The sequence below is a fragment of the Stenotrophomonas sp. genome (assembly GCF_059505245.1).
Map to the genome: position 1 here is coordinate 13,313 of NZ_JCACKF010000030.1, position 20,139 is coordinate 33,451.

Genomic DNA, 20,139 nt, shown 5'->3' on the forward strand with positions numbered 1-20,139 from the left:
CCCGGGGTGGCAACCCTGCCCTGACGACGATATCGTGCAGAAAAAGCGGATAAAGCCCGCCACATTGACTTAACTTTCCAGAGCCAGCGAACAATGGACCGGATCGATCGCTTCCGCATCTTCACCCGGGTCGTGGAGTGCGCGAGCTTCACCCGCGCCGCCGACCAGCTCGGCCTGCCCCGCTCGACCGTCTCGGCGGCGATTGCCGAGCTGGAACAGCGGCTTGGCACCCGCCTGCTGCAGCGCTCGACCCGACGGGTATCCACCACCCATGACGGCGACGTGTTCCATGCCCGCTGCCTGCGCCTGATCGCGGAGGTTGAAGACGCCGAGTCGCTGTTCCGGCAGGACGACGCGCAACCGGCCGGTTTGCTGAAGATCGACGTACCCAGCCGCATCGGCCGTCGCGTCATCGCCCCGGCGTTGCCGGATTTCTTCGCGCGCTATCCGCAGGTGGAAGTGGACCTCGGCATGACCGATCGCGCGGTGAACCTGATCGAAGACGGCTGCGATGCCGTGCTGCGGGTCGGCCAGCTGGGCGATTCCAGCCTGGTGGCGCGCACGCTGGGCCAGCTCGACTTCGTCAACGTGGCCGCGCCGGCCTACCTGCGCGAGCACGGTGTTCCGCAGCATCCTGCCGACCTGCCGCAGCACCGCGCGGTGAACTATGCGTCGCCGACCACGGCACGGGTGGAACCGTGGGAATGGCAGGATGGCGGCCAGCTGCGCACGCTGCCGATGCCCGGCTGGGTACGCGTGAACAGCGCCGAGGCCTCGATCGCGTGCTGCGTGGCGGGATTGGGGCTGTTGCAGATTCCGCGCTACGACGTGCAGGCCGAGCTGCAGTCAGGCGCATTGGTGGAGGTGATGCCGCAGTACGCGGCGCAGCCGCTGCCGGTGACCCTGCTGCAACCGCATCGGCAACACCGTGCACTGCGCGTACAGGTGTTCGTCGAGTGGCTGCTTCCAGTGCTGCGGATCGGCCTGCAGCTGCAGTAGATCCACGTCATGCGCGGGTGCATGCTCCAGTGCCAACCAAGGTTGGCACCTACCAGGGCAAAGACCCGCTGCAGTAGATCCACGCCATGCGTGGATGCATGCGTCAGTGCCAACCAAGGTTGGCACCTACCAGGGCAACGACCCGCTGCGGTAGATCCACGCCCTACGGGGATGTTTCTGTAGAGTCGAGCCATGCTCGACTCATCCCATCATCGCGCGAAGAGCGAAGAGCGAAGAGCGAAGAGCAGCCGAGCATGGCTCGGCTCTACAGAAAGCAGATCCCGCGAGCAGATCAGTCCACGTCATGCGTGGATGCATGCGTCAGTGCCAACCGAGGTTGGCACCTGCCAGGGGCCGTGGCCGCAGAACCCGGGGCATTACGCCCCGGATTCGTCCGGCTTCACCCGGAACCACGCCGCGTACAACGCCGGCAGGAACACCAGCGTCAGCACCGTACCCACGATCAGACCACCCATGATCGAGATCGCCATCGAGCCATAGAACGCGCTGCGCGACAGCGGAATCATCGCCAGCACGGCCGCCAGCGCGGTCAGCACGATCGGGCGGAAGCGGCGCACCGTGGCATCGATGATCGAATGCCAGCGATCATGCCCGGCATCGATGTCCTGCTGGATCTGGTCGATCAGGATCACCGAGTTGCGCATGATCATGCCCGCCAGCGCGATCGTGCCCAGCAGCGCGACGAAGCCGAACGGCGCACGGAACAGCAGCAGGAACAGGGTCGCACCGATGATGCCCAGCGGCGCGGTCACCAGCACCATCGCCGCACGCGAGAAGCTGCGCAGCTGCAGCATCAGCAGCGTCGCCACCACCACCAGGAACAGCGGCATGCCGGCCTTGATCGAGTTCTGCCCGCGCGCCGAGTCCTCCACGGTGCCGCCGGTTTCCAGCAGGTAGCCGCTGGGCAGCTCGGCACGGATGCCATCCAGCGTGGGCACGATCTGGTGCACCACGTCCAGCGCCTGCATGCCATCGCTGATGTCGGCGCGCACGGTCACGGTCGGCAACCGGTTGCGGTGCCAGATGATGCCGTCCTCGAAGCCGTACTCCATCGTCGCCACCTGCGACAGCGTGATGCTGCCGCCGTTGGCGGTCGGCATCGACAGGCTGGACAGCAGCTCCAGCTGGTTGCGCTCATCGGCCGGCCCGCGCAGCAGCATCTCGATCTGGCGGTTGCCTTCGCGATACACGCTCACCGACTGGCCGGCCAGCGAACTGGCCAGGAACTGGCTGACCTGGGCGCTGCTCACGCCCAGCGCGCGGGCACGCTCCTGGTCGATCACCAGCCTCACCACCTTGCTCGGCTCGCTCCAGTCCAGGTTGACGTTCATCACGTGCGGGTTCTCACGCACCTTGGCCTCGACCTGGCGCGCGATCGCCTGCACCTTCTCGATGTGCTCGCCGGAGATGCGCATCTGCACCGGATAACCGACCGGCGGGCCGTTCTCCAGGCGGGTCACGCGCATCTGCACGTCCGGGAACTTCGGAATCACCTCGTGCAGCAGCCAGTCACGGGTGCTTTCGCGCGATTTGATGTCCTTGGCCAGCACCACGAACTGGGCGAAGTTGGTCGCCGGCAGCTGCTGGTCCAGCGGCAGGTAGAAGCGCGGCGAACCGGTACCCACATAGGACACATAGTTGGCGATGCCCTCGCGGCTGGACAGCAGCTTCTCCAGCTTCTCGGCCTGGGCCTGGGTCGAGCGCAGCGACGCCCCCTCGGCCAGCTCGATGTCCACCATCAGTTCCGGCCGGGTCGAGTCCGGGAAGAACTGCTGCGGCACGAAGCGGAACATCATCAGTGAGAACACGAACAGGGCGACGGTCGCGGCGATCACCCACCAGCGGCGGCGCAGGCAGGCGTCGAGGAAGCGCCGGAAGCTGCGGTAGAACGGGCGCTGGTAGGGATCGTGGTCGTGCCCATGCTGCGGCGGTGCGATCAGGTTGGCCAGCGCCGGATAGCGGTCGGCCCACTGCTGGCGCTTGGCCAGCCAACGCGCGGACAGGCTGCCGGGCTTCGGCGGCTGCGGATTGAACAGGTCCGGCAGCATCTTGTCGCCCAGGTACGGGATGAACAGCACCGCTGCGATCCATGACACCACCAGTGCGATGGTCACCACCTGGAACAGCGAACGGGTGTATTCACCGGTGCTCGATGCCGCCGTGGCGATCGGCAGGAAGCCGGCTGCCGTGATCAATGTGCCGGTCAGCATCGGGAACGCGGTCGATTCCCAGGCGAAGCTGGCCGCGCGCAGGCGATCGAAGCCCTGCTCCATCTTGGTGGCCATCATCTCCACCGCGATGATCGCATCGTCCACCAGCAGACCCAGCGCCAGCACCAGTGCGCCCAACGAAATCTTGTGCAGGCCGATGTCGAAGTAATGCATGACGAAGAAGGTCATCGCCAGCACCAGCGGAATGGTCACGCCCACCACCAGGCCGGTGCGCAGGCCCAGCGAGAAGAAACTGACCAGCAGCACGATCACCACCGCTTCGGTCAGCACCTGCACGAACTCGCCAACCGACTCCTCCACCGACTGCGGCTGGTCGGACACCTTGCGCAGCTGCATGCCGGCCGGCAGGGTCTTCTGAAGCCGCTCGAACTCGGCGTCGAGGTTGGCGCCCAGCTTGAGGATGTCACCGCCATCCTTCATCGCCACCGCCAGGCCGATCGCCTCTTCGCCCATGAAGCGCATCTTCGGCGACGCCGGATCGGCGAAGCCACGCTTGACCTCGGCGATGTCGCCCAGGTGCACGGTGCGGTCGCCAGCACGGATCGGGAACTGGCGGATGGCGTCGATGTCGTTGAACTGGCCCGTCACGCGCAGCTGCACGCGATCGGTGGCGGTCTCGAAGAAGCTGGTGCCGGTGATCGCATTCTGGTCGGCCAGCGCCTGCTGCACCTGCTGCATCGACACACCCAGCGTTGCCAGCCGGGTGTTGGACAGTTCGATCCACACCTTCTCGTCCTGCAGGCCGACCAGGTCGATCTTGCCGACATCGGGTACGCGCTGCAGTTCCAGCTGGATGCGGTCGGCGTAGTCGCGCATCACCGCGTAGTCGAAGCCCTTGCCGGTCAACGCATAGATGTTCCCGTAGGTGTCGCCGAACTCATCGTTGAAGAACGGGCCGACAATCTCGCGCGGCAGCGTCGCACGGATGTCGCCCACGCGCTTGCGAACCTGGTACCACAGGTCCGGGATCTGCCTGGAACGCAGGCTGTCGCGCGCCATGAAGATGACCTGCGATTCGCCGGGGCGCGAATAGGAGCGGATGAACTCGTACTCGCCGGTGTTCATCAGCGCCTTCTCGATCGGCTCGGTCACCTGCCGCGAGACCTGTTCGGCGGTGGCGCCCGGCCAAAGCGTGCGCACCACCATCGCCTTGAAGGTGAATGGTGGATCCTCGGACTGGCCCAGATGCTTGTACGACCATGCGCCGATCAGCGCGAAGGCAAGCATCGCGAACAGCACCAGCGGGCGGTTGGACAACGCCCACTCGGAAAGATTGAAGCGGCGCACCGGCTTACTCCTTGGCCTTGGCGGCAGCGGCCGGCGTGGCCGGCTTCAGCACCGGGCGGTTCTGGCGGTCCACGGCGATCACCGGCTGGCCGGCACGCAACAGGTGTCCGCCGGCAGCGACCACCCAGTCACCCGCATTCACGCCGGACAGCACCGGCACCGATTCGCTGCCATAGGCACCGGTGGTGACCGACGCGGCCTTCAGCGTGCTGTTGGCCGGATCGACCACCCACACGCTGGCGGCACCGTTGGCACCGCGCTGCAGCGCACCGAGCGGCAGCTGCAGGGTGCCGTGGCGGCCGGCGCTGCTGTAGACGCGCGCGCTCTGGCCCAGTTCGACATCGGCCAGCGCATCGGCGGGCAGGCTGACCCGGGTTGCATAGGTGCGTGCCTGTGGATCGGCGGCAGCGGCGATCTCGCGGATCGTGCCTGGCAGGCGCTGGCCAGGACGGTTCCACAGCTCCACCTCGACCGGCTGGCCCACCGCATAGTCGCGGATGGTGGCCTCGGGCAGGTCGATCAGCACTTCGCGCCCGCCATCGGCGGCCAGGTTGAAGATGGTCTGGCCGGCCGACACCACCTGCCCGGCTTCGGCCTCGCGGCTGGCGATCACGCCATCGGACGGCGCGCGCAGCTGTGCGTAGTCGGCCTGGTTGCGCAGCACATCGAGGTTGGCGCGGGCGGCGTTGGCCTGGCCCTGCGCGGCCTTGAAGGCGGCGGACTGCTGGTCCAGCTGCGAGCGGCTGACCAGTTGCTGGTCGGCCAGCACCTGGTAGCGCTTGAGGTCATCACGGGCACGCACCAGATCGGCTTCGGCCGCAGCAAGCTGCGCCTGCGAGGCGCGGGCCTGCAGCGCGAAGTCGGCCACGTCCAGCTCGGCCAGCACGTCGCCCTTCTTCACCCGTTGCCCGGCATCGACGTGGCGCTTGACCAGATTGCCGCCAACGCGGAACGACAGTGGACTTTCCTGCCGCGCACGCACCGTGCCCGGGAACGCCGCCGGCGCCTGCCCGGCCTGCTCGCCAGGGTGAACCACCAGCACCGGAACGGCCGCCTGGGGCGCCTGTTCCTGTCCCGAACAGGCTGCCAGCGCAGCCATCCACACCATACCGCCCATCCAGCGCACGATCTTCATCGGTCAACGTCCTGAAAACGCAGGGTTGCAACTAAGGGGGGAGCCGCGACTGCCGGCCCAATTTAATAAACCGGCCGGTATAGTATAAATATCGAACCGCTTGGTCTAGTATTGTCGTGATGAGTTCTCACACTTCCCGCAAGCCGTCGGCCAAGCCCGCTGCCAAGGCCGCCGGACCCGGGCGCCCCAAGGACCTCGGCAAGCGCGCGGCGATCCTTGAAGCAGCCAAGACACTGTTCATCGAACAGGGCTATACCGGCGTGAGCATGGACACCATCGCCGCTCAGGCCGGCGTCTCGAAACTGACTGTGTACAGCCACTTCGGCGACAAGGAGACCCTGTTCTCCGAGGCCGTGCAGTCGAAGTGCATTGAAATGCTGCCCGATGCCCTGTTCGTGGCCGACGCGGACGGCCCGCTGCGCGACCAGCTGATCGGGATCGGTCTGGCCTTCTTCGAACTGATCACGTCCGATGCGGCGATCTCGATCCAGCGCATGATGATGGCGCCGGAGACCGACGAACGCCTGCGCGAGCTGTTCTGGAAGGCAGGACCGGAACGTACCTGCGAGGCCCTGGCTGACTTCCTGCGGGCACGCGCCGAGCGCGGCGAGCTGGAAATCACCGACTATTCGCTGGCTGGCGAGCAGTTCCTGACCCTGGTCAAGGGCGAAGTGCACATGCATATGATGTGCGGCATGCCACTGTCACCGGTGGAATGCGACCCTCTTGCCCACGTGACTGCCAGCATCGACTTCTTCCTGCGCGCCTATGCGCCGCGAGGGGTCGGGACGGCTGAATAACCAAAACTGAACGAACCGGAGGTCGCGATGACTTCCGGCACTGCGACCCCGGCCACCCGGCAGCTGATGCTCTGGGCGCGCCGCCGGCCTCCGGCACCGGTAAAATGGCCGGCCCACTGCGCTGGATTTGAACCTCATGACGATTGATTACGCCCACGCCCGCGAACTGATGGTGGAACAGCAGATCCGTCCCTGGGACGTGCTGGACATCAAGGTGCTCGACGTCCTGGCCCGCCTGCCGCGCGAGGCTTTTGTCGCCGATGCACACCGGGCACTGGCCTACGCCGATGTCGAACTGCCGATCGGCCATGGCCAGAAGATGATGAAGCCGGTCATCGAGGGTCGTACCCTGCAGGCGCTGGACCTGCAGCCGGGTGACGAAGTGCTGGAAATCGGCACCGGCAGCGGCTTCCTCTCGGCCTGCATCGGCGCGCTGGCGCGCGACGTGCTGAGCCTGGAAATCGACCCGGAGCTGGCCGCCGCCGCGCGCGCCCGTCTGGACGCGTCCGGCCTGGGCACCAACGTCCGCGTGGAAGTGGCCGACGCCCTTTCCTGGCAGACCGAACGCCGCTTTGACGTGATCTGTGTCACTGGTGCGGTCGACGTGGTGCCGTCACAGTTCGCTTCGTGGCTGCGTCCGGGTGGTCGCCTGTTCGTGATCCACGGCCGCTCGCCGGCGATGGAGGCCCTGCTGGTCAAGGCCGACGGCAGCAGCGAGTCCCTGTTCGAGACCGATATCGATTACCTGCGTGGTGCCGCCCCGGCCCCCCAGTTCCACCTCTGAGTCCAAGGAAGCCGCAATGATCCGCCGATCCCTCGCTGTTGCGCTGGCCACTGCCCTGCTGCCGTTGTCCGCCCATGCCGCCGACCTGCTGCAGGTCTACGAAATGGCGCGCAATGGCGATCCGCAGCTGTCCGCCGCCGAATCGACCCGGCTGTATGACAAGGAAGGCGCCGTGCAGGCGCGCGCCGCCCTGCTGCCGCAGATCAACGGCCAGGCCCAGCTGAACCGCACGCGCAGTGAGCCGAACGCCGACGCCAACTCCGGCTCGTTCACCAACAAGCGCCGCACCTACACGATCGACGGCAGCCAGACGCTGTTCAACTGGACCCAGATCAACAACCTGCGTTCGCAGCGCGAGCTGAGCAAGGCGGCGGACTTCACCCTCGATTCGGCCAACGACAGCCTGATCGTGCGCACCTCGGCGGCCTACTTCAACGTGCTGGTGGCGATCGAATCGCTGAATGCCGCACAGACCAATGAAGCGGCCGCGAAGAAGCAGTTCGACTTCGCCGACAAGCGCCTGGAAGTGGGCCTGGCGCCGATCACCGACGTGCACGAAGCACGCGCCCAGTACGACCAGGCGCGTGCCAACACCATCGTTGCGCAGAACACCCTGGCCGATAACTACCAGGCCCTGACCGAACTGACCGGCCAGCCGGTGACCAACCTGCGTGGGCTGCCGGCCGACTTCCGCCCGGAAGTGCCGGCCAACCGTGGCAACATCGATGAGCTGGTGCAGCAGGCCACCACCCAGAATCCGGCGCTGAAGGCGCAGGAACTGAAGGTCAGCGCCGCCGAGGCTGGCGTGCAGGCCGCCCGTGGCGGCCATTACCCGACCCTGTCGCTGGGCGGCAGCTGGGGCAAGAGCGCGACCTGGGGTGACAGCACTGGTTCCGGTTCGCTGTCGCCGGACGCCCGCACCAACAGCATCGGCCTGACCCTGAGCGTGCCGATCTTCTCCGGTGGTGCCACCCAGTCCGGCGTGCGCCAGGCGCTGGCCCAGCGTGACATCGCCCAGGACGGCTACGAGCAGCAGAAGCGCGCCCTGGACCGCAACACCCGCAATGCCTACCAGACCCTGGTACAGGGCATCAGCGAAGTGGAGGCCCGTCGCCTGGCCGTGGTCTCGGCACAGAGCGCGTACGACGCCTCGCAGGTCGGCCTGGAAGTCGGTACCCGTACCGTGCTGGACGTGATCCAGAACCAGCGCATCCTGTTCTCGGCGCAGCTGGACTACGCCCAGGCCCGCTACACCTTCCTGCAGAACCGCCTGCTGCTGAGCCAGTCGCTGGGTGCGCTGGACGTGGCCGAGCTGCAGGACGTCAACCGCCTGCTGACCCAGGACGCGGGCAATCCGGCAACGACCACGCACTGATCCGTCGCCCTGCCGGCAACAAAGAAGCCACCCGCAAGGGTGGCTTTTTTGCAGGCGGTGCATCCGCCCGCAGCTACCCGTTGCGTGGCCCCGCGAACCCTCAGCCCGGCCATGCCCGCAGGCGTTCCAACGCCGCAAGGACGCACAGCGCGGCCGCCAAGGGCGCCAGCATCGGCAGCACCAGTTCGCGACCGGTTGCGCCCTGCCTCATGTCATTCCGCCGCCGCAGCACCGCCAGGCACAGCGCCGCCATCACCAGCAGGGTTGCCGGACCCGGCAGCGCCGGCAGGGTGCCCAACGGCAGCCACAGCACCAGCATCACCGCCGGCAGTCCGACCGCCGCCACGATCACACCGCGGGAGCGTCCCACTGCATCACCCGCCCCTGGCCACAGCGATGTTGCCAGCCGCAAGGCCAGCATCAGCAGCACCAGCTGCAGGGCGGCCAGGCCCGTAGCCCCCGCCAGCGGCAACAACGGCAGCATCCACTCCAATTGCGGATGCATCTGCAGCGCCACCGACAGTGGCCGGGTACTGGCAAGCGCGGAAAACTCGACCAGCCCTGCCTGCAGTGCTGCCAGCACGATCAGCAGCAGCATCGCCAGCAACGAGACCAGCGCCAGCACTGCCGGTTGCCACATCGCGCCCTGGCGGCGCAACGCAGGAAAGCCCAGTGCCAAGCCGACGCTGGCAAATACCCCCAGCAGCGGCACCGCAGCCGCCAGCACCCCGCCCAGCCCGAAGCGATACGGCGCGGTCGCCGGTGGCAGCCAGGGGATCCAGTGCGCGTAATGCACATGACGTGCCGCCAGCGCCAGCAGCAACACCCCCGCACCGATCTTCACCGTCAACAGGGCGCAGGCCACCAGCACCACACGCCGTGGCGGCAGCAATGCCAGTGCGCCCAGCATCAGCAGGCCCACCGCCGCCGTGACCTGTTCCGGCAGCCAGTCGCAGGGCTGGAGGCCTTCGGCGGCCAGCACCGCGTGCAGATGGAGGGCCATGGACTGCGCCACGCCCGCCGTGGTCGCCACCAGCTCCAGCAGCAGGGCCATGCCCAACACGCCCGCCACCCGCGGCCCCCAGCTGGCAGCCAGCAGCCCGTGCAGGCCCTCGCCCGCCGGCAACCGCAGCACCAGATCCTGCAGGCAGCACAGCACCAGGCTGGCCCCCAGTGCAGCCAGCAACAGGCTGAGCACGATGGCGGGGCCTGCCTGTGCCGCCGTGTGCTGGCCCACCAGTGCGATCACGCTGCCGCCCACCAACAGTGTCAACGCCACCACCGCCAGATGGTCCGTCCCCAGTCCGGCCCCACCCGTGCCGTCCCCGCCCCTGTCGCCGTCCATCGCAAGTTCCCTTGATATCCGCCCAAGCGCGGTCGACAGCAGGCTGGCAGCCTGCGTCGTCCTGCGGAATCAGAATCGGTGGAATGTGCGCAACGATGTGATGGCAGGCACGCTGCCAGCGGCAGGGTCGGTCCAGCAACGACAGAAAAATCGTCGCTAAGCAGAATTGATGAAGTTGATCACGACAATGCTCGTCAGCGCCGCTGACTCCGCGCTGCCGCGATCACTCGCGCGGTGGTGGCAGGTGCGGCGCCACCAGGGCAAGCGTGCGCTGCAGCGCGCCGCGGCCATTGCTGACCAGCGTGCATCCCGCCCGCGCCATGTCTTCGCGGGCCTGGGCATCGTCGAGCAGGTGCTGCAGCAGATCGCCCACCGCCTGCGCGTCCTCGCCGATCAGCAGCGCCCCGGCCTCGCGCATGCGCCGGGAAATTTCCGCGAAGTTGTGCAGGTGCGGGCCGGTCACCGCCGCCGTTCCCATCGCGGCCGGCTCCAGCAGGTTGTGACCACCGATGGCCTGCAGGCTGCCGCCGACGAAGGCGACCTGGGCGCAGGCATAGAACGGCATCAGCTCGCCAAGGGTGTCGATGACGAACACGTCTGTGGCCGCGTGTGGCCACTGGTCCACGCGGCGGGTCGCCACGCTCCAGCCCTGTTCGCGCGCCAGCGCTTCCACCTTCGGGAAACGCTCGGGATGTCGCGGTGCCCACAGCAGCAGCAGCTCCGGATGCCGCTGGCGCAGGCGCCGGTGCAGGTCGATCACCGCCTGCTCCTCGCCATCATGGGTACTGGCGGAGATCCATACCGGACGAGCGGCCGGTACCCGCGCGTGGAACTGTTCGACGAAACCCTGCACATCCGGCGTGGCGATGTCGAATTTCAGGTTGCCCAGCGCCTGCACCTGGCCGGGATCCGCCCCCAGCTGCACGAAGCGCTCGGCATCGTCCTGCGACTGCGCGGCCACGCAGGTGACGGTGCGCAGCGCGCGGCGGATCAGTGCCGCCAGCAACCGGTAGCCGCGCAGCGAACGCGCCGACAACCGGGCGTTGAGGATGTACACCGGAATGCCGCGGTCACGGCAGCCGAACAGCATGTTCGGCCACAGCTCGGTTTCCAGGATCAGCGCCAGGCTGGGCTGGAAATGGCCGAGGAAACGGTTGACGCTGCCCGGCACGTCGTACGGCAGGTAGACATGGTCCAGGGCGTCGCCCCACAGCGCGCGTACGCGCTCGGAGCCGGTCGGGGTGATGGTGGTGATCACCCAGCGGATGTCCGGGCGCTGCTGGCGCAGGGCATTGACCAGCGGCGCGGCGGCATTGACCTCGCCCACCGAGACCGCGTGCAGCCAGACCCGCGGCTGCCCGGTCGGCTGCGGATAGGAGGCATAGCGTTCATCCCAGCGCCGGAAGTATTCACGAACCCGGAAACCGCGCCAGACCAGGTGGTACACGGTGATCGGCAGCAGGATGTAGAGCACGACCGAATACAGGCCGCGCAGGATCCATTCGACAGGGTCTTTGCGCATGCGGCAAGGATACGGGAGCCCCCGGGGAAAGACACGCGGCCGCCTTGGTAGAATGGCCCCATGTCAGATGCCTCCACCGCCGTCCGCCCATCGCTGCGCGATCCGCGCAACTGGCCGATGTTCGCCGCCATGTTCGGCGCCTTCGCCATCGCTCGCCTGCCGTGGATGCTGCAGCGCGCGCTGGGCCGGGGCGTCGGCTGGATCACCTGGCGCCTGCTCGGCAGCCGCCGCCGCGCCGCCGAAGTCAACCTGCAGCTCTGCTTCCCCGAGAAGGACGAAGCCTGGCGCCAGCGCCTGGTGCGCGACAGTTTCGATGCGCTGGGCGTGGGCGTGTTCGAGTGCATCCGCGCCTGGTGGGGCAGCATCGACCGCATCCGCCCGCAGGTACGGATCGAAGGCCTGGAACACCTGCGGCAGATGGAGGCTGAAGGCCGCGGCGTGCTGCTGGTCTCCGGCCACTTCATGACCCTGGAAATGTGCGGACGCCTGCTGTGCGACTACGTCGACCTGTCCGGCATGTACCGCAAGCACAAGAACCCGGTGTACGAGTGGGCGGTGAAGTTCGGCCGCCTGCGCTATGCCAAGGCGATGTTCGCCAACGAGGACATCCGCGCGACCGTGCGCCACCTGAAGAAGGGCGGCTTCCTCTGGTACGCGCCGGACCAGGACATGCGTGGCAAGGACACCGTGTTCGTGCCGTTCTTCGGCCACACCGCTTCGACCATCACCGCCACCCACCAGCTGGCAAGGATGACCGGTTGTGCAGTGATCCCGTACTTCCACCGCCGCGAAGGCGGCAAGTACGTGCTGAAGATCGGCGCACCGCTGGAGAATTTCCCCAGCGAGGACGTGGAAGCCGATACCACGCGGGTCAACCAGGCCATCGAAGAGATGGTGCGCGAAGCCCCCGACCAGTACCTGTGGATCCACCGCCGCTTCAAGCGCCAGCCCGGCGGCCGGAGTGATTTCTACAAATAGCCGGATGCGGTGGAAGGGCCGGCGTCCTCGCGGTAGTCGCCAACCTTGGTTGGCGCCGGATGAACCGAGGCCGGTCCCGGGGAGCCCACCAAGGTTGGCAACTACTGCATCGGCGGAGATTCGTCCGATTCGCGGGCCAGCAGACTGCCGGCGAACAGGGCCGCCAGCAGCACGGTCAGGCCGCCCCAGAACGCAGAATAGAACGCCAGGTGCGTATTGAGCGGGAACACGGTAACCGCCAGCGCCAGCATCGCCGGGCGGGCGCGGTCACGCGCCGCCGGCGGTGCATAGCGCCAGGCCCGCCAGGCCTGCGCCACCGCCGCCAGCCACAGCAGCAGGCCCAGCACGCCGGTCTCGGCCAGGATTTCCAGCACGATCTGGTGGGCGTGCAATGCCGGTTGATTGCCCCACACGGCGGGGCCCTCGTCTGACACGCAGGCCGGATACGCATCACGGAAGCCGCGCGCACCGACACCGTTGACCGGATGTTCCTCGATCATGCACACCGCCGCCGTCCAGATGCGCGCGCGCCCCGAAAGCGCCTCGTCAACGCCCTGCCCGTCTTCGTTCCATGCCTGTGCCGTGCGCGCAACACGCTCGCGCAGCTGCGGCACGCCCGCTGTCAGTGCGGCCGTACCCAGCGCTGCCACAAGGGCCAGCAGCAGCAGCCGCTTCCAGCCGAACTGGCGCAGGCCGCTGTAGCCCAGCACCAGCACAAAGGTGATCCACGAGGCGCGCGAACCGGCCAGCAGCAGCACGCCTCCCAGTGCGGCGGCGGCCAGCAACCACCCCGCACTGCCGAAACGCCGCGCCATCGGCAGCAGCAGGAAGGGTGACAGGCTGGCCAGCACCTGGCCGAATTTCAGGTTGCAGGGCCCGAGCGCGCCACTGAGGCGGTCGGCCAGTGCGGCTTCGTCGGCCGGGCACAGCGCGTGGCCACTTACGGCCAGCTTCAGGTGATCCAGCGACCAGAACCATGGGCTGGTGCCGGCCAGCGCCTGTACCAACGCGTCCAGCGTCCACGCGCCGGTGATCAGCGCCAGGCCACCGAAGGTCAGCCGCCGCCGTTCCGGCGTGGCTACCGCGATCGCCACCAGCCACATGAAGGGCAGGTAGCGAAGTCCGGCGGCAGCCTTGGTCCACGAGGCCGCCGGATCGATCGCATCGATGGCCGAGAACGCCTGTGGCAGCCAGTAGCCGAGGAACAGGATCGAGGTCAGGGCCCACGCCGCCGTGCTCAACAGGTGCGGGCGGCGCTGCAGCCGGCGCATGACCATGCGCGCGGCAGCATAGAGCGCGCCAAGGCCGAGCACGGTTTCGGCGATGCCTGGCAACGGCCACATCGCCACGTACGCCAGCACCCACCAGGGCGCCCAGCGCCCAGCGCGATCGTCGCGCACGATGGCAGCGGGGTCAGCCGGCGAGATCGGCATAGAGGCGGAGGGTATCGCGCTGCATGGCCTGCAGGGTAAACGGGATGCGGGTCGGCAAGGATGGCGGCTGCACCAGCAGGGCCAGCGCACGTTCACCCAGCGCGCGCGCGTCGCCGAGCGGCACCGCGCCGCTGGGCTGCAGCTGCTGCAGCAGTTCGCCGACGCCACCGTGGTCCCAGCCCAGCACCGGGCGGCCGACCGACAGCGCCTCGACCACGGTGCGGCCAAAGGCTTCCGGCTTGTCCGACAGCTGCAGCACCAGATCGCTGGCGGCGTAGGCCAGGGCGATGCGTGCGGTAGGCGTACTGATCTGTACGGCCTCGGCCACGCCCAGTGCCGCAGCCTGGCGGCGCAGATCGGCCACGTAGGCCTCGCGCCCGGGTTCCTCGGTACCCAGCATCCACAGCTGCGCAGGCACGCCGGCGGCACGCACGTCGGCCAGCAGCTGCAGCGCGTGGGCGTGGCCCTTCAGCCGGGTACCGCGCCCGGGCAACAGCAGCAGCGGGCCATCAACCTGCGCCAGCCAGGGATAATCGGCGGCCAGGGCCAGCCGCGGGCGACGGTCGGCACGCGCTACGCGTGGGAACTGGCCGACATCGACACCGCGGGGAATGACCTGCAGTTTTTCTTCCGGCACCGTCGGGTAGTGGCGTTGCACGAAGGCGCGCACGGTATTGGACACGCAGATCACGCGTTCGCCACTGGTCATCACCGCACTGTAGCGGCTGGGCGAATTCAACCCGTGCACGGTGGTCACCCAGTGCGGGCGCTGTGCGGCGGGCATGGCGCGGATCGCGTACAGGCCCAGCCAGGCCGGCAGCCGCGAACGGGCGTGCACGATGTCCGCACCGACCTCGGCAAACAGGCGGCGCAGGGTCGGCAGATGGCGCAGGGTCAGCAGCGACTTGCGGCCGATGTCCAGGGTGAGGTGCTCGGCACCGCTGTCCAGCAGCGGCTGCACCAGGCGGCCACCGGCGGACACCACCAGCGCACGATGGCCGGCCGCGACCAGGGCAGCAGCGATTTCCAGGGTCGAGCGCTCGACACCGCCGGAGTGCAGCGCCGGCAGCAACTGCACCACGGTCAATCGGCGCATCGAAGGGGCCGCCGTTTAGTCGGCCAGCACGAACACGGAACCGCAGTACGGGCACTGCGCTTCGCCGTTGGGCTCGTCTTCGATCGGCAGGTACACGCGCGGATGCGAGTTCCACAGCGCCATTTCCGGGGTCGGGCAGCTCAACGGCAGATCGCTGCGGTGCACGGTGTAGCGCTTCTCGGCGTTGGCGGGCGCGGTGGCGGTATGGCTCATGGCGGATGTCGGTGAACGGGTTGCGAGGCCTGTGATTCTAGCATCTGGGCCGCACCGACATTGCGCCACAACGGGCGTTTGCGCGCTCCCGCCGATGCCTCGCATCTCCCCGCCGCACGCCGGGCGGCGGCGGCGCCGGGGATTTCGCGGTCGTTCCGGCAGGTTCGCTCGCCAGAATCGACTCCAGCGATATTTCCCGCATTTGGATCGAACTAAATGGCACTTGCCAGCGCGCGACGGCTGTTGCAGGATCGGGCCAGGTCGCACCCCGACCCACCCAATCCAACCCGATCGCATGGCCCGCCCCCACCGGACCGGCATCGCCTCTTCCACTGCCAGCCTGGCGGGCGGAGCGATGCTGTCCGTGGTGTCCGCCGATGCGGGTTCTGCCCGCCGCCAGCCCTTCCGGGAGACCCTTGCATGACCCTGTCCGATCCGCGCCGCGCCCTGCTTCCACTCGCCCTGGCCCTGGCCTGTGCGACCACTGCGATGCCGGTGCTGGCACAGGGGCTGCAGACCTCGTTCGAGCCCGGCGAACCTGCCCCGACGCAGGCCGCGGGTGCACTTCAGGTCACGATCGGCAACGGCCCTGCGGCGCCTTACGCGGCCAAGCGCAACGCCGGCTACAGCGGCCTGCATGCACTGCGCTACAGCAGCGAAGGCGGCAGCGCGCGGCGCGAACTGTTCAAGGCCGACCTGCCCATCGAGGCCGATACCACGCTGTCGTGGCTGGTGCTGCCGGAGATCGTCGGCAAGGACACCGTCGCTTCGACCTATGTCTCGCTGGACCTGCTGCTGGACGATGGCAGCCGCGTGTCGGCCGGTGCGGCGCGCGACCAGCATGGGGTGGCGATCGGCGCACGCGCGCAGGGCGAATCGAAGACGCTGTACCCGCAACAGTGGGCGCGCAAGGCAGTGCGACTGGGCGACGTACCCACGCTGAAGGGCCGCCGCGTGGTGGCGATCGAGCTGGAGGTGGCCAGTGCCGAGGGCGCGCCGGTCTCTGGCTGGATTGATGACGTGCGCCTGGACGCACAGCCGCGGCAGCAGCCACAGCGCGTCTCCGACTGGGTGCTGACCACCCGCGGCACCCAGGCCAACGGCACCTTCTCGCGCGGCAACAACTTCCCGGCCACGGCGGTGCCGCACGGCTTCAACTTCTGGACCCCGGTGACCGATGCCGGCGCACTGAACTGGCTGTACCGCTGGAACGAGCAGAACGACGCACAGAACCGCCCGCAGCTGCAGGCGCTTGCGCTGAGCCACCAGCCCAGCCCGTGGATGGGTGACCGCCAGACCTTCCAGGTGATGCCCTCGGCCAGCCGTGGCGTGCCGGAGGCCGACCGCCGCAAGCGCGCGCTGTCGTTCGATCGCCGCCATGAAAGCGCGCGCCCCTACCGCTACGACGTGCGCTTCGACAACGGCATCGCTGCCGCCATCGCGCCAACCGATCATGCCGCGTTGTTCCGCTTCGACTTCCCCGAAGGCGGTGACGCCAACCTGCTGTTCGACAACGTCGATGCGCGTGGTGGCCTGACCCTGGATGCCGCCACACAGACGCTGTCCGGCTACACCGATACGCGCAGCGGCCTGTCCAACGGCGCCAGCCGCATGTATGTCGTGGCCAGCTTCGACAAGCCCTGGCGCAGCAGCGGCCGCCTCGACACCGGGCGCCCGACCGGTTACATCAAGTTCGATGCCGGCAGCGAGCGGCGGGTGACGATGCGCATCGCCACCTCGCTGATCTCGGTGGAGCAGGCGCGGCACAACCTGGCACTGGAAATCACCGCCGCCGATACGCTGGAGAGCGTGGCCGGCCGCGCACAGGACGCGTGGGACGCGCGCCTGGCCCGCTTCGACATCGGCGATGCCAGCGACGACCAGAAGACCACGCTGTACTCCAGCCTGTACCGGCTGTACCTGTACCCGAATTCCGGCCACGAGAACGTGGGCAGCGCCGCCGCACCGGAGTGGCGCTACGCCAACCAGGCCAGCGCCAGCGATGACAACACCGAAGGCAGCGCGACCCGCAGTTACGCCGGCGTGCGCGATGGCAAGGTATTCGTCAACAACGGCTTCTGGGACACCTTCCGCACCACCTGGCCGGCCTATGCACTGTTCACGCCCGACGATGCCGGCCAGCTAGTGCAGGGCTTCATCGAGCAGTACCGCGCCGGCGGCTGGATCGCACGCTGGTCGTCGCCGGGCTATGCGGACCTGATGGTCGGTACCAGCTCGGACGTGGCCTTCGCCGATGCGTGGCTGAAGGGCATCGGCGGTTTCGATCCGGCCGAGGCCTACGCCGCCGCGCTGAAGAACGCGACCGTGGTCCCGCCCGACCGCCATGTCGGCCGCAAGGGCATGGACCGTTCGACCTTCCGTGGCTACGCCAGCGCGGACGTGCATGAAGGCATGTCGTGGACGATGGAAGGCGCACTCAATGATTTCGGCATCGCCAACATGGCCGACGCGCTGGCCAAGCGTGCGACCACGCCGGCCGCACGCGAGCGCTACAGCACCGAGGCCGACTACTTCCGCTATCGCGCCGCCAGCTACACGACGATGTTCGATCCGGCCGCCGGCTTCTTCCAGGGCCGCACTGCCGATGGCCAGTGGCGCGTGGACGCGAAGGACTACGACCCGCGTGTGTGGGGCCACGACTACACCGAGTCCAATGGCTGGACCTTCGCCTTCACCGCCGCCCACGATGGCGAGGGCCTGGCCGCGCTGTACGGTGGCCGCGACAAGCTGGCGGCGAAACTGGATGCCTTCTTCGCCACGCCGGAAACCGCAGACCCGGCACTGGCCGGTTCCTACGGCGGCACCATCCACGAGATGACCGAGGCGCGCGACGTGCGCATGGGCATGTACGCGCACAGCAACCAGCCGGCGCACCACATCCCGTGGATGTACCTGTACGCCGGGCAGCCGTGGAAGACCCAGCAGCACGTGCGCGAGATCCTGTCGCGGCTGTACGTCGGCAGCGAGATCGGCCAGGGCTATCCGGGCGACGAGGACAACGGCGAGACCTCGGCGTGGTACGTGCTGGCCTCGCTGGGCCTGTACCCGCTGCGCATGGGCGCCCCGGAGTATGTGATCGGTTCGCCGGCCTTCCGCCACGCGCGGGTGGAACTGCAGGGCGGCGCGGTGCTGACCGTGAACGCGGCCAACAATTCGCGAGAGAACGTCTACGTGCAGTCGCTGAAGATCAACGGCACGCCCTGGACGAAGACCTGGGTCCCGCACGAGCTGATCGCCAGGGGCGCGACGCTGGACTTCGTGATGGGCCCGCAGCCGTCGCGCTGGGGCAGCGGCGTGGATGACGTGCCGCGCTCGCTGACCGCCCGTGGCCAGCGCCCGCAACTGCTGCACGACCTGCTCGGCAGCGGCGCGAAGGCGACGCTGGCCGATGGCCGCGCCCTGCCGGCGCTGGTCGATGACGATGCGGCCACCACCGTCGGCCTGGATGGCGGCGCGACCATCGCACTGACCGGCCTGAGCAATGGCACGCCGACGATGTATACGCTGACCAGCGGTGACGGCCGCATCCAGGGCGGCGAATGGACGCTGGAAGCGCGCAATGGCAACGGCCACTGGACCGTGCTCGACCAGCGCAGCGGCGAAGCCTTCGAGTCTGCCCGCCAGACCCGTCCGTTCCGCATCGCCAGACCCGGTCGTTACAGCGAGTACCGGCTGCGCCTGGCCGCGCCAGGCCGGCTGCCGCTGGCGGAGATCGAACTGTTGGCGCCCAGCGCCGTACAATGAGCCCTATGCGCTACCGTCTGTTGCCTCTGGCCCTTGTTGCCCTTTCCTTCTCCAGCTTCGGCCAGACCCAGGCCTTTGATGCGCAGCTGACCCGCGACGGCGTGACGCTGAACTACCAGGACGCCCGTGGCGCCCTGGCCGCGCCGCAGCGCAAGCGGGTGATCGATACGTTCTACTTCGCCTACCTGCGCGAACGTGCGGACTTCCACCCGGCCGCGCCATCGATGGTGCGCATCGTGATCGATCCGGCCTACACCGGGATCGCCTTCGTCGGTGACAAGGACCAGGCGGCAACGATCACCATCAATCCGGGTTGGCTGGCGCAGCACCCCAACGACATCGACCTGGTCACCCATGAGGCCATGCACATCGTGCAGGGCTATCCGGGCCATGGCGACGCACGGGTGCCGGGTTGGCTGGTGGAGGGCATCGCCGACTACGCACGCGACCGCTACGGCATGGACAATGCCGCCGCGGGCTGGTCGCTGCCGGGCAAGGTCGAGAAGGGCCAGAACTTCGACAGCGGCTACCGGGTCACCGGTGCGTTCCTGAAATGGGCCGACGCCGAACACCCGGGCCTGGTGCTGGCACTGGACACGGCCCTGCGCGATGGCCGCTATGCACCGGCGCTGTGGCAGAAGCACACCGGCAAGGCACTGCCCGCACTGTGGGCCCAGTACGCCAAGCCGCGTTCGGATACACCGCCGCCGGCCCCTGCACGCCGCGGCAAGCGGCGCTGACGGGCTGGTCAACTGGGAATTGGGGCCACTGGGTAATGGGGCGACTGGGTAGAGTCGACTGTTAGTCGACTGACTTTCGTACAGCCCCCGAAAACCCCGCGGTTCGCGCGATAGTCGACCAACGGTCGACTCTACCTCGCTGCTTTCTACGCCTCAGCGCGACTGCACGAAACCGGCGTACAGCGCGAACAGCTGCTGGAAATATCGCCGCGTGACTCGATTACGCATGACACCCTCGCCCATGAAAGTTGGTCGGGCCCAGGGTGGGAAGGCCGGTCCGGTCCTTTCCCACGGCCGGGCCGCGTGGGCGTATTGGGCCGCAACGGCGTTGCAGGGAAATGACCGGGCGGCGTAGCGCATGTGGCAGGTTCGGCGGCCGTTGCGGCAAATGAAAACACCGGGCAATGCCCGGTGT

The 20,139-nt window shown here is 68.0% G+C and carries 14 protein-coding genes; 7 read left to right on the forward strand and 7 right to left on the reverse strand.

Going from position 1 to position 20,139, the window contains the following annotated elements; translation table 11 throughout:
• Positions 1-93 precede the first annotated feature (93 nt).
• The gene (locus AC5JLE_RS11970) at positions 94-999 is read left to right on the forward strand and encodes a LysR family transcriptional regulator (RefSeq protein ID WP_032958179.1); all 906 of its coding nucleotides are present in this window, start codon (positions 94-96) and stop codon (positions 997-999) included.
• Positions 1,000-1,376: 377 nt separating this feature from the next.
• Here the strand turns inward: AC5JLE_RS11970 and AC5JLE_RS11975 are convergent, their stop codons facing one another.
• Positions 1,377-4,538, reverse strand: a complete 3,162-nt coding sequence (locus tag AC5JLE_RS11975; RefSeq protein ID WP_053496227.1) for an efflux RND transporter permease subunit — start codon at positions 4,536-4,538, stop codon at positions 1,377-1,379.
• Between the two features lie 4 nt (positions 4,539-4,542).
• Positions 4,543-5,673 carry an efflux RND transporter periplasmic adaptor subunit gene (locus tag AC5JLE_RS11980; RefSeq protein WP_032958176.1) on the reverse strand — a complete coding sequence of 377 codons (1,131 nt, stop codon included), beginning with the start codon at positions 5,671-5,673 and terminating at the stop codon, positions 4,543-4,545.
• 119 nt (positions 5,674-5,792) lie between these two features.
• Here AC5JLE_RS11980 and AC5JLE_RS11985 point away from each other — a divergent pair, with 119 nt between their 5' ends.
• The 3 genes from AC5JLE_RS11985 (at position 5,793) to AC5JLE_RS11995 (ending at position 8,632) form a co-directional block, all read left to right on the forward strand.
• Positions 5,793-6,473 carry a TetR/AcrR family transcriptional regulator gene (locus tag AC5JLE_RS11985; RefSeq protein ID WP_069117902.1) on the forward strand — a complete coding sequence of 227 codons (681 nt, stop codon included), beginning with the start codon at positions 5,793-5,795 and terminating at the stop codon, positions 6,471-6,473.
• Between the two features lie 136 nt (positions 6,474-6,609).
• On the forward strand, positions 6,610-7,257 hold the full coding sequence (locus tag AC5JLE_RS11990; RefSeq protein WP_014648346.1) for a protein-L-isoaspartate O-methyltransferase family protein: 648 nt from the start codon (positions 6,610-6,612) through the stop codon (positions 7,255-7,257).
• Between the two features lie 16 nt (positions 7,258-7,273).
• Positions 7,274-8,632, forward strand: coding sequence for a TolC family outer membrane protein (locus tag AC5JLE_RS11995; RefSeq protein ID WP_014648347.1), 1,359 nt, complete (start codon positions 7,274-7,276; stop codon positions 8,630-8,632).
• A 100-nt stretch (positions 8,633-8,732) separates the two neighbouring features.
• Here the strand turns inward: AC5JLE_RS11995 and AC5JLE_RS12000 are convergent, their stop codons facing one another.
• Both AC5JLE_RS12000 and waaA read right to left on the reverse strand, forming a co-directional pair.
• Entirely contained in the window at positions 8,733-9,977 is a 1,245-nt protein-coding gene (locus tag AC5JLE_RS12000; protein WP_262216809.1) for an amino acid transporter, read from the reverse strand.
• A 223-nt stretch (positions 9,978-10,200) separates the two neighbouring features.
• Positions 10,201-11,499, reverse strand: coding sequence for a lipid IV(A) 3-deoxy-D-manno-octulosonic acid transferase (gene waaA / locus AC5JLE_RS12005; RefSeq protein ID WP_164166470.1), 1,299 nt, complete (start codon positions 11,497-11,499; stop codon positions 10,201-10,203).
• Between the two features lie 60 nt (positions 11,500-11,559).
• Here waaA and AC5JLE_RS12010 point away from each other — a divergent pair, with 60 nt between their 5' ends.
• Positions 11,560-12,477, forward strand: a complete 918-nt coding sequence (locus tag AC5JLE_RS12010) for an LpxL/LpxP family Kdo(2)-lipid IV(A) lauroyl/palmitoleoyl acyltransferase (RefSeq protein WP_014648350.1) — start codon at positions 11,560-11,562, stop codon at positions 12,475-12,477.
• A gap of 101 nt (positions 12,478-12,578) precedes the next feature.
• Here AC5JLE_RS12010 and AC5JLE_RS12015 read toward each other — a convergent pair whose 3' ends face one another.
• Genes AC5JLE_RS12015 through AC5JLE_RS12025 form a run of 3 tightly spaced genes read right to left on the reverse strand, consistent with a single transcriptional unit; the run spans position 12,579 to position 15,219 of the window.
• On the reverse strand, positions 12,579-13,910 hold the full coding sequence (locus AC5JLE_RS12015; RefSeq protein ID WP_241884214.1) for an O-antigen ligase family protein: 1,332 nt from the start codon (positions 13,908-13,910) through the stop codon (positions 12,579-12,581).
• Complete coding sequence (locus AC5JLE_RS12020; RefSeq protein ID WP_241884213.1) at positions 13,891-15,006, reverse strand: glycosyltransferase; 1,116 nt, start codon at positions 15,004-15,006, stop codon at positions 13,891-13,893. Before AC5JLE_RS12020 ends, AC5JLE_RS12015 begins: the two co-directional genes overlap by 20 nt.
• A gap of 15 nt (positions 15,007-15,021) precedes the next feature.
• Positions 15,022-15,219: a zinc-finger domain-containing protein gene (locus AC5JLE_RS12025; protein ID WP_005410967.1), complete on the reverse strand. Its 198-nt coding sequence runs from the start codon at positions 15,217-15,219 to the stop codon at positions 15,022-15,024.
• Positions 15,220-15,639: 420 nt separating this feature from the next.
• On the opposite strand from AC5JLE_RS12025, the gene AC5JLE_RS12030 reads away from it, so the two are divergent.
• Together AC5JLE_RS12030 and AC5JLE_RS12035 are read left to right on the forward strand one after the other, a co-directional pair.
• Entirely contained in the window at positions 15,640-18,984 is a 3,345-nt protein-coding gene (locus tag AC5JLE_RS12030) for a GH92 family glycosyl hydrolase (protein ID WP_496065328.1), read from the forward strand.
• Positions 18,981-19,724 (forward strand): basic secretory protein-like protein, encoded by a 744-nt coding sequence (locus AC5JLE_RS12035; protein ID WP_496065329.1) that lies wholly within the window; start codon positions 18,981-18,983, stop codon positions 19,722-19,724. Before AC5JLE_RS12030 ends, AC5JLE_RS12035 begins: the two co-directional genes overlap by 4 nt.
• Positions 19,725-20,139 lie beyond the last annotated feature (415 nt).

Excerpts from the sequence above, each read along its gene's own strand:
- AC5JLE_RS11995 (WP_014648347.1), top strand. The coding sequence starts at position 7,274 with ATGATCCGCCGATCCCTCGCTGTTGCGCTGGCCACTGCCCTGCTGCCG.
- AC5JLE_RS12020 (WP_241884213.1), bottom strand. The coding sequence starts at position 15,006 with ATGCGCCGATTGACCGTGGTGCAGTTGCTGCCGGCGCTGCACTCCGGC.
- AC5JLE_RS11980 (WP_032958176.1), bottom strand. The coding sequence starts at position 5,673 with ATGAAGATCGTGCGCTGGATGGGCGGTATGGTGTGGATGGCTGCGCTG.
- AC5JLE_RS12000 (WP_262216809.1), bottom strand. The coding sequence starts at position 9,977 with ATGGACGGCGACAGGGGCGGGGACGGCACGGGTGGGGCCGGACTGGGG.
- AC5JLE_RS12010 (WP_014648350.1), top strand. The coding sequence starts at position 11,560 with ATGTCAGATGCCTCCACCGCCGTCCGCCCATCGCTGCGCGATCCGCGC.
- AC5JLE_RS12035 (WP_496065329.1), top strand. The coding sequence starts at position 18,981 with ATGAGCCCTATGCGCTACCGTCTGTTGCCTCTGGCCCTTGTTGCCCTT.
- AC5JLE_RS11985 (WP_069117902.1), top strand. The coding sequence starts at position 5,793 with ATGAGTTCTCACACTTCCCGCAAGCCGTCGGCCAAGCCCGCTGCCAAG.
- AC5JLE_RS11990 (WP_014648346.1), top strand. The coding sequence starts at position 6,610 with ATGACGATTGATTACGCCCACGCCCGCGAACTGATGGTGGAACAGCAG.
- AC5JLE_RS12025 (WP_005410967.1), bottom strand. The coding sequence starts at position 15,219 with ATGAGCCATACCGCCACCGCGCCCGCCAACGCCGAGAAGCGCTACACC.
- AC5JLE_RS12030 (WP_496065328.1), top strand. The coding sequence starts at position 15,640 with ATGACCCTGTCCGATCCGCGCCGCGCCCTGCTTCCACTCGCCCTGGCC.
- AC5JLE_RS12015 (WP_241884214.1), bottom strand. The coding sequence starts at position 13,910 with ATGCCGATCTCGCCGGCTGACCCCGCTGCCATCGTGCGCGACGATCGC.
- AC5JLE_RS11970 (WP_032958179.1), top strand. The coding sequence starts at position 94 with ATGGACCGGATCGATCGCTTCCGCATCTTCACCCGGGTCGTGGAGTGC.
- waaA (WP_164166470.1), bottom strand. The coding sequence starts at position 11,499 with ATGCGCAAAGACCCTGTCGAATGGATCCTGCGCGGCCTGTATTCGGTC.